At 57.3% G+C, this 9,721-nt stretch carries 7 protein-coding genes; 5 read left to right on the forward strand and 2 right to left on the reverse strand.

Annotated elements, in window-relative coordinates; genetic code table 11:
* On the forward strand, nt 1–102 hold a 102-nt coding region (locus ACK59X_RS22565; protein ID WP_409960622.1), incomplete at its 5' end, for an IS3 family transposase.
* A 36-nt stretch (nt 103–138) separates the two neighbouring features.
* On the opposite strand, the gene ACK59X_RS22570 is transcribed toward ACK59X_RS22565, so the two are convergent.
* Together ACK59X_RS22570 and ACK59X_RS22575 are read right to left on the reverse strand one after the other, a co-directional pair.
* A complete protein-coding gene (locus tag ACK59X_RS22570) occupies nt 139–1,209 on the reverse strand; it encodes a toxic anion resistance protein (RefSeq protein ID WP_409960616.1) in 1,071 nt (356 codons plus the stop codon).
* 16 nt (nt 1,210–1,225) lie between these two features.
* The gene (locus ACK59X_RS22575) at nt 1,226–1,987 is read right to left on the reverse strand and encodes a protein KlaA (RefSeq protein WP_409960617.1); all 762 of its coding nucleotides are present in this window, start codon (nt 1,985–1,987) and stop codon (nt 1,226–1,228) included.
* 917 nt (nt 1,988–2,904) lie between these two features.
* On the opposite strand from ACK59X_RS22575, the gene ACK59X_RS22580 reads away from it, so the two are divergent.
* From ACK59X_RS22580 to ACK59X_RS22595, 4 genes are all read left to right on the forward strand, one after another.
* A complete protein-coding gene (locus tag ACK59X_RS22580; protein WP_409960618.1) occupies nt 2,905–3,153 on the forward strand; it encodes a hypothetical protein in 249 nt (82 codons plus the stop codon).
* Nucleotides 3,154–6,080: 2,927 nt separating this feature from the next.
* Nucleotides 6,081–6,770, forward strand: coding sequence for an AAA family ATPase (locus ACK59X_RS22585; protein ID WP_409960619.1), 690 nt, complete (start codon nt 6,081–6,083; stop codon nt 6,768–6,770).
* Between the two features lie 50 nt (nt 6,771–6,820).
* A complete protein-coding gene (locus tag ACK59X_RS22590; RefSeq protein ID WP_409960620.1) occupies nt 6,821–7,858 on the forward strand; it encodes a ParB/RepB/Spo0J family partition protein in 1,038 nt (345 codons plus the stop codon).
* Between the two features lie 1,637 nt (nt 7,859–9,495).
* Nucleotides 9,496–9,721, forward strand: a 226-nt coding sequence (locus tag ACK59X_RS22595; protein WP_409960621.1) for a hypothetical protein, incomplete at its 3' end; no start/stop codon positions are given.

A 9,721-nucleotide genomic window follows, 5' to 3' on the forward strand; every position in this document is an offset into this window, starting at 1 on the left:
GCCTTCTACAATCACCGCAGGCTGCATTCCTCGCTGGGCTACCTCAGCCCGATGCAGTACGAACAACGCTGGTACGAGGCACAGCGCAAAAAGGCCGCGTGAATCGTGGGTTAAGAACTACACGAAACAGGGGCAAGGTCAATCTCGCCGCATGATCTCAATCTGCATACTGGCGTCCGCTCGCTTCTGCACGCCCTCGCGCTGGATTTTCAGTACGTCATCCACTGTCTGAATCAGGGTGTTCTGCACCTTTTGCAGCGTGTCCACGTCTATGACGAGTCGTTGGTTTGCCTTTGCGGTCTCCACAGAGTTGCGATGCAGCAATGCTGCATTGCTCTTCAAGAGATCATTCGTTGTGTTGTCGATGGTGTCAGCAAGATCGACTGCGTTTCGCTGCTCATTCAGCGACAGAAGCAGCACGAATTGGCGTTTCCAGGCAGGTACCGTGACCTCACGTATCGTGTGGAACTTGTCGATGAGCAGCTGGTTGTTGGATTGGATGATCCGAATGGACGGCAGGCTCTGGAAAGCGCTTTGCTGCAAGACGGTCAAGTCGCCCACCCGCTTTTGCAAGTTCGCAGTCAGCGCATCGCAGTCCACGAGGTGCTGCAGTTTCGAAGGATCGTTGCCAACCACTTTCCGCAGCTCCTCGCTGTGAGCCGATAGGTCCTTGAGGCGAATTCGTCCAGCGACGACGTGGATCCCGAGAATCCGGTGCTCTTCCACCACTGCCGCATACATGCTCTCCAAGCTTCGGTTGCGCTCCGCCAATCCTGCCTGGGTGGTTTGAACCTCCGTCAAGAGCTTCTCGATCTGAACGCGTGTGGTGTCGAATCGCCCCACGAGATCACCTCCCTTCAACCTCAGTTTGTCGATGAGGCCACCAATGACAGGGATGCGCGAGCGTTGATCCGACATCGGGCCTAGATTCAACGATCGCGCAACCGACACCACTTGTGCGAGCTTGGCCCCAGCGTCGTCCAGGTCGCCATTCTTGACTTGATCAAGAAGGTTGTCCGCATACTGCGAGGTGTGCTCCGCAACATCGCGCCCGAACTCTGCGATGGTGTTTGGAGCATCGAGATTGATCCGCTGCGCGACGCTCAGAATCTCGGCCGTATCAGAGGCCTGGAGTCCCAACTCGGCGAGCTTTGAAGTGGCAAGTTCAGAGGTTTGCTCGATCTCGTGTGTCAGTTCGGTGGTGTTCATGTTTTCTATGCCTTTGCTATTTGCTCGCCAGGCCATCAACACTAATGGTCAGGCTCTTCATCAGGTCGGTATGCGCTTTGGTGGCCAGCGCAAGCATCTCTGGCGACATGTTCTTGTTGTTGGTGAGCGAAAGCGTGTGCTGCCGCCAAACAGGAATGAGGGTTGAGGCCGTCTCACGAAACCTGTCCAGGATGTCCACCGCTTGAGCCCGCGTGAGGCTCAGCTGCATCGCGCTCATCTCGTGCGACGACAACAAGGTGGCCAGGTTGGCAAGCTTGCGAGCGAAACGCTCACGCGGATTGTCGAACTGCAGGGTTGCGTTATCGACCACGCCAGCAAGAGGGTTCTCGTCCAGAAACTGGCGGCCGGCGGCGATGTGCTCGGTCAGTCGCAACGACTCAGCGGCATGCGTTGTCTGGAGCATCGCGATTCGCGCGAGCGCGTCTTGTACGAGCTGAGCAACACCCTCGGCGTGAGCTAGCTGATCATCTAAGCTCTTTCTTGCGACCTGGTATCGCACCTGCCACTCGATGCTTCGTCCAAGCAGCGTATCGAGCCAAGTAGGCTGCTTGCTGACCGTGCGCGGATCAGCATCCTTCAGCGTCGCAAGGATTTCTCGAATGCAAGTGGCGAGTGCTCCGACAGGCCCGAGCTCCATGATGTCTGAGACTGCCTTCACCGCGTCGGAGCCCGATTGGCTGTTTCCATACTCGGAGATCCGGGCGGTGTCGGCGAAGAGTGCTGGTATCAGCGTCGTTTTCAGGTGTTCGATCGTCATTCGGTAGGACTTTTTGTTGGGCATTTGTCTGGCCCAGATTGGCTGGTGCCCTCTGGCGCATCTGCCCTGGTGGGAACTTCATCTGAAATGCCCAACAGGCGTTGCGAGGCGGCCATGTCCGCGGACCTGATAGATCTGGCTTTCAAGACCCGCGCTGACTCAATTGCGGCTACGGCGTTGACCAGCTCCAAAACCGCTGCGGCATCAACCTCTATCCTCGTATTCATTCGTTGCAGATCGCACTGTTTCTCCAACTCAGCTAGCAGTCGCCGAGCTGGCATGTCCAGGCTGGCGACGAGGTTGGCGCAGCTCGAAAAAACATTCAAGCCTTGCTTGCGGGTTGGCGCCCAATCATCGCGGGCATTCGGGAGCCGAGAGGGGGAGAGCTTGGTCGCCGGGCGAGGCGGAACCCCTGGGAGGGTGAGGGTGTCTTCCTTGGATTGGAAGCTGTATGGCGTCATTGGCTCAGCCGGGGTTCCTGGCGACATTGACCCCGCACACCCGAGCCACGACGTATCGGGCAAAAAAGCCGACAAGCGATGCAGCGCACACGGCCAGAACCCAGTTCTTTTCGACACCCCAGAAGAGATGAGCAAAGTCGTAGAGCGCTGCGCCTACCGTGGCCCCCACGACAAGCGCCACCAGGTCAAGATGTCTCCACGCCATTCATTCCCCTTCGACTGTCAGTTGCGGCGATGGTCTGGAAGCGTGTAGCGACTCCAGTACCTACCTCGGAAGTTTTTCCAAGAACGATCATAATTACCGGCCGCGTGTCTTTAGCGTCGAAAAGCGTCGTTTCTGGTTCATTTTCGCCGGGCGGTGCCGAGAATGGGGTATGGACTTGGGTCCCGCCTCAGATCCACCATCTAGACTCGCGGTTGGTTTGCTTTCGGACATATGTGCCAGCAGGGAATGCGATGGAATCGACGGCGATGAGTGCCTTGGAATTCAAGAATGAAGTGATGCGCAAGGGATGGACATACCGCGCCCTGGCGAAGCGCTGGAATGTGGGTGAAGGCTATATCAGCTACCTCTCGCGCAATCCCGAGCGACCTCTGCATTGGGACGACGCCGTCCGCGGCTTGCCGACCATTCTTCGCCTTCCAGCGAAGGAGCCAAACAAGAAAAAGGCCGACCGGGATCATGGGCCTGACACGGCCCAGTAGCGCACCAGTTTCTACGCCCAACAGCCCCTTCAATGGGGCTTCTTTTTCGGCATTGAAAGAGATCGGTACTACTGCCTTTCTGCCGATCCACCAGCAGAAGCAAGTGCCTGGCTGGCCAATCCACGCCGACCAGCGCATCTTCGTTTCCGCTGTGACCCGCCAGTGCACCGCCAAGCAACAGAAAGACCGAGTTGAGCTTCGCAAGTCGGCCAGTGCACCGCCAGTGACCCGGCAATGCCTTATGGCCTGGGGAGGTAGGCCCCCAACTGTGTCCGCGCACAACTGTAGAGGCCTGGCTCCACAGAGTCGCCTGCTCAACTTCGCATGCGAAGGCATCTGCCAGAAGAGGCCCATGGTAGCGGCGCAGGCGCGCAATCGCCGGCAGGGCTCTGATGCAACGCGCGGGTAGCTTTGGCCCGCCCCGTCCCAAGATTCGCAGGCGTCCAGGTAGTGGCTCGCTCGACCACTGCAAGACATTCTCAGCGAGGCAGATCACCCGGGCGGTTTGCCACTTCCCGCACTCGCGCCCTGTGCAAGTCCTTTCGTTCACCAGCAACCTCTCCAGGCCTCGTCGTGTTAGCGTGCTACAGGCTTTCAGGTCAATTTGGCCGATGCCAATCTGCCAGCACTTTCCTTGTTTGCTTTGCCTTTCGAGGGCTCATGGCAGCAGACACTTGATGTTGCGCCAGTTGGCTGCTGGTGGCCCAGATCTAACGGGAGGCGTTGACGCGCATCTGGCGAACCATGCTGGCCATTCACTCCGGCACCCTGTCAGGTGTTGATCAATGCAAATGCCGACACCGTTGCACCCTCCCCGTCACCTCGCAGCTGGAGCGGAAGGCTGTTGCGACCCAAGGCTCCGAGTTTGAGATGTTCGATGGGAGTGATCGTAAATCAAACACCAATCGCCGATCCACCACTAACAATCCTTAATTTTTGCAACTACCGAATTTGAAGCAAAGTCAAGACTAGGCTTCATTAGACAGCAATGGACAAGCAACTCCAACGCGATCACTTTGATACGCCCGCCTGGGCCTGGAACTTCAACCGGTTGAAGTTTTTGAAACTCTCCTCAATGCGCCTGTGCGCTACGCCATCGGCGCCTTCCCAGGCGAACTCAGTCCCAATGCCACTATCGCAGGCGCGCAATTGCACGGCGAGATAAGTCAGCTCGGATCTGCAACTTCAACCGGTTGAAGTTTTTCGGCGCCGCCACAAGCAACCGATGACGGTCATGCTCTCGCGCGCCGAGCGGAAGACATACCGTGGCACTCCGGCCTTCAACCGGTTGAAGTTTTTCCAATCTTCACGGCGTATGACCTGCGCCCCGACGCGCCGCCGCGTACAAACCCAAAGCCGAAGGCACTGACTCGCTTTCCAATACCAAGTTTCGTCAGTGAAAAGCACTTTAAGCACTCCTGAGAAGCCACACCCGAGCGGCGCAACAATCAGAGGAGACGCGATCTCTTAAAGGACTAGTGCAGGGATCCGCAGCCCTATATCGACGCTTCCTCATGGCACAGCGAAAACCCAGACACTTCAACCGGTTGAAGTCAATTCTGAACGCGCTACCGGCGTTCTTTCCGGCAGGATGTGGCACCCCAATACCGGACGGGCTCGCCTCGCCCATGTCCCTCTGACTCTCAGCCGGAACGTGGTTCCAACCCTAACCCTGACCCCCGGTTCAGTCGTGCGAACGGGGGCTTTGACGCCGATACCAAGCCATCTAACAAAACATCAACCGGTTGAAGTGAGCTGAGTCTGCCACCCCGAGGACGCACGCCGTTGAGCACTGACCAGTGGGAGAACTTCAACCGGTTGAAGTCTGGCGGCTACGAAGCGGGAGGACCGTGCGCGCGACCAACTTCAAGCGGCGTTATGAGCCAGGCTTGCATTAGTTGATTTCGGATTCGACCTTGCCGGGGCTCTCTTCCAGGCGCTCAGAAAGCGCCTATTGTGGCGACGAGCGGCCGGCCACCCGGCTGCTGCTCTTCCGGTAGCGCAGGGAGCCGGATAGCGAAGTTGCAGCCGGAGCCGCTGTACCAGCCCAACATGTATCTCATCAACACTGTGGTGCCCGGAAAGTCTGTAGGGAGTGCTCTGGATACATCTCGACTTCAACCGGTTGAAGTCTTTGGCACTTGAGCCACTAGGCGTCGCACACCCCACGCCATATGGCTCACTGCAAGCGAGCTCATCCCATGGCGCCAACCCTCGCAGCTACCCCACGGTGGAACATTTACCTTAGATTCTGACCTTCATCCGGGCGGCGACTATTCTGCTTGCCACAATGTGCGCCGAGCACCCTACCCAACACCGCAGCATACATGGGCCAATCGATCTATCCCGGGAGCGCGGGCGCACCCTTCGGCGAATCAGCTCGTGCTGACTCGGAACCTCGACCGGTTGAAGTTTTGATTACATTCTTGCAGTGCCTCCGCAATTCAAGCTTTTCGCGTGGCCGCATGCAGCCATGACCCCCTTGCCACAGGCGCGGCAGCTTCACAACGGAATGCATGCGCCTGTACGCTGAACTTCAACCGGTTGAAGTTTCAGGCGCCAACGGATCTGTGCTGTACCACAAGGAGACATATCGGTCAGACGAAAGGCTTCACTCAGAACACCGCGCACAGAAAATCGAATGAGGGGGAAGATCTTCAACCGGTTGAAGTCCGCCACTCCACGGGACGACTTACTGCCTAACGCGCGCCACCATCCAGATCCCCGCCTCCGCCTTCCCTAGAAGGGTTCGCCCTCTAATTCATAGTCGGGTCCAAGGTGGAGTAGGGCGATGGCTGGGAGATTGATTGTTTTTAGTGCCTAAAGAATTCAACTCGCTGAACAATTGATAACTAAGTAAATTTGCCATTTGCTATTGCAATCGTATTGGCTATCAGCGAAAATAAACGAACTGCTAGGAGTTATAAATGCCAGCCAAAATCGTTACGGTGTTCAATCAAAAGGGTGGTGTTGGAAAGACCACCACAACGTGCCAACTTGCCGGTACTTTTGGCTGGCGGGGTTACGACGTACTTGTTGCTGATATGGATCCGCAGCAAACCACGACGAGTTGGCTCACGAACGCAGATGAGGGCTATAAATTCCCGGCCACACTGTGGGTGGGCCACCACTACGGGAACAAAGTCACGGATGAGTTGAAGATACTCAGCCACAAATATGACCTAATTTTTGTGGATTGTGCTCCGGCCGTTGACAACCCTTCGACCTGGGCCTCACTGCTTGTTAGCGACCTGGCGATCATTCCTACGAAACTCACACCAGCGGACGTGACGGCGCTACCGGCTGCGCTGGAGCTTGCGAAGAAGGCGCGGATTGAATCGGGATTTGATTTTCCCGTTCGCATCCTTGGGACTGCATATCGGAAGAACCGGGCAGACGAACGGATGATGTTGGAATCAATATCCAATAACGCGCGCTATCCCGAGTTCACTGTCCTTCCCATCCAACTGGGAGATCGGGTCGCGTTTACTCGGGCAATGCTCAGCGGCGCTACTGCGCACTCAATGCCAAAGCCAGGCGAGGCTATCGCCGAACTGGACCTCCTAGCTGACAGCGTCTGCGAGCTGCTAGGAATCCCAACTGAAAAGGCTGAATAACCATGGCAACTGTTACTCCTCCACGGCTCAAGCCAAACACAGCTGCATCAATGGAGCGTCTGCAAAGCAAAGCGCACGACCAGGCTGTTGACCGATTCAAGGTAGCTCAAGGCATCATCAGCACGCAGCCCACAGGCTTGTCCGCTAAGGCTGCTCCCGCTCCTGCCATTCATGTGCAGCCGTTTGACTTGGGCGTGTGCGTCCCAGGCTCGATTGTTGAAGTCCCGCTGCATCTGATCGACCTGAACGAAATAGGCCCCCGCCAGATCTATCAGCATGCTGAGGTCGACAAGATCGCAGAGACACTTCCCAAGTCGCAAGATGATGCTGCCCACGGCTACGTGAAGGACGGCAGGGTGAAGTTGATCGATGGCGGAACCCGTTATCGGTCGGCGAAGGTGTCGGGCGTCGCGTCACTGGTCGTGAAATTTGAGGAAGAGCCAGCTTCTGGCATCGAGTTGTACCTCAAAGCACGTCGCTACAACGATCTCCGCAGCCAACCCACTGCCATCGACCATGCGATCAGCCTCCGCAAGCTGATGGACGCTGGACATGTTGGGTCTCAGCGGGAGATCATGGAGCGCATCCCCGACCTGTCGGGGCGGCCGATGTCAGAGTCCCAGGTCAGTGCCTACATGCGCATAGGCCGGATGCCTGATCGCGTGCTTGTGCGGATGTCAGAGAGCTCACACACCAGCGGGGTAACTATCCTGCACGCGGTCAGCGAAATCTTCGAGCGACGTAAGGATCCAGCTGAATTGGCTGAGGCCACAGAGCTTGCGCTTCAGGTCATCGACGACATCCGGTCGAAAGACCTTTCTAAGCAACAAGTCATAGCGCTCGTGAAATCGAAGCTCGATGGAGTCAAGCATCGCGAACGTAGCTCGCAACAGTCATTGAGCGTAGGCGACTACAAAGGGGTCGTCAAAATCTTTGCAAAGCGAGGGCAATGCGATTTGTCGGTCAAGGGAGTGCCGGCAGATCGCCTACCTGATTTGCAGCGTGCGCTGGTGGCCACCATTGAAGGCTTCGCGCAGGCGGGTTCGGGCACCGGCCAGGGACCTGACTCGGGAGCGCAGAGCACCTGACAATAACCGCTTCGGCCTGCAGCTGCGCTTGGCACTGGCCGGCTCCTCTGACGTCCCCGCCGCCACGGCCGAAGCAAGCCGGGACTCTTCTAGCCCTTCAGCACGTCTCCGGCCATGCCTCTTGTCGCCTCTTGGGAAGGTGATCAGCTCGAAAAGCGGGACAACCCGCCATCCCATATCTGTAGCCCTATCTCCTAGTTGTGCCAACTGCCATGCAGACAAGGGCATTGCGCTTGAGTGAGTGACCACTCCAAAACACATGGGCACCATTTATGGGAGATGGTTAGCACATTCGAATCGAAAATCGGGTCTGAAAAACGCCCGCTTCGGTCGCATTAAGGTCACCACTTATGGGATGGCGAGGGCGCAAACAGGCAAAAAAAGCCCGATTGAGGCCAGTTCCGTCCCATAACCTTAGCCCTTTCGGCCTTCCATCATTGCGGACCGTTACCTGGCAGCTGGCCGTTGGCAAGCCCAGGGGCTCCTCGCGAGTTGTAGCCCCTCCATCCCATATTCTTAGACCATACCGAATTGAAATGGGTCGGCCCATGTCCGAAGCGTCATCCCGCGAGAGTGGGCACTTACAGGGGTGGTAGATCCCACAGCGTTCAAGGGAGCGCACTACCACAGCGTCACTCGATATCGGGGGTCGAAAAGCAACCTCTGCTGATCTATTAGGTCACCATCTATGGGAAATCGTGATCCGCAAGCCGTGTGCAGCCCGCTGAAGACATCCCATAGATGTAGACCATCAGATCACGCCCGCTTCACCCACCGCGCTGAGCCCGAAAACAGCACTAGACCCGGCCTAAAGTGCCCACAGGCGGTGTGCAAGCAAGTAGATCCCAGCCCCAAAGACCCCCATAACTGGTGACCATACAGGGCAGTGGGGTTCGAGACGGGACAGCGAGCGTCCCATAAACAGTGACCATGAAGCAGCCAGGCCAGCAGTTGAACCGGATCCCATATCCGTAGCCCATTGAAACGGCGATGCCTTCCCATAGACATAGCCCATACTGCTTGTCGCAGGTGCAGGCCGTGAACGCGACAGCAGGGGAGGGCGTCGCGGGTACGAGAACTACATAGTGAACAAGCAGATCTCCGCCTCCATTCACGCGCCCGCAGCCCGCCCTGCACGCCAAGAAGCGCGGCAGCGGCGCTCTACTCCCATAGATAGTGACCATTGGCTCCGGCACTCACCGCATCACGTCCCATGGATGTAGCCCACGCGCTGGTCAGGCAACGAAGAACTCCGTCCCATAAACATCGCCCATAGTAAAACCCTGTTGAAAGCGCGTGCGTCCCATATCCACAGACCAATCAAAGGGCTCTGGATATGGGATCGGTGCAACCTCCCATATCCACAGACCTAAACTCCCATGGATGGTGACCTAGTTCCCATATCCATAGCCAGGGAGCCCCACTGGTGGTGACCATTGATCCCATAGACATAGCCCAAATCGGCCCCAAACCCGCGCCAGTGCTGGATTTCAAGCTCCCAAATGTATTAAACGGGAAAGTGTCTTTTAAATAAGGAAAGCACTGTGAGGGCCCCCTTTTATAAAAATCCCGAACACCCGATACCCGTTGCATGGGCTATTGCTGCGGGCATGCTTTAGACCATAGAATGGCCTCCCATGCCACGTCAGCCACGTCACTCAAAGGTCGACCCACCCACGGAACTGCAGATCCAACTGTTCCGTCTTCCTGAGGTCCCAGAGCCCTACAAGAAGGCCGTGGAAGTGGTGCACAGCAAGCCCCACGCCCCGTGCCAGGGACCAGACCATCGGACAGCGGAACAGACACGCACCGCCTGCGCCCACAGCACGGCCGCCAACAGCGGGGTGGGCTCCGCCGTGCCGC

Source organism: Acidovorax sp. (assembly GCF_046339755.1).
GTDB lineage: Bacteria > Pseudomonadota > Gammaproteobacteria > Burkholderiales > Burkholderiaceae_C > Acidovorax.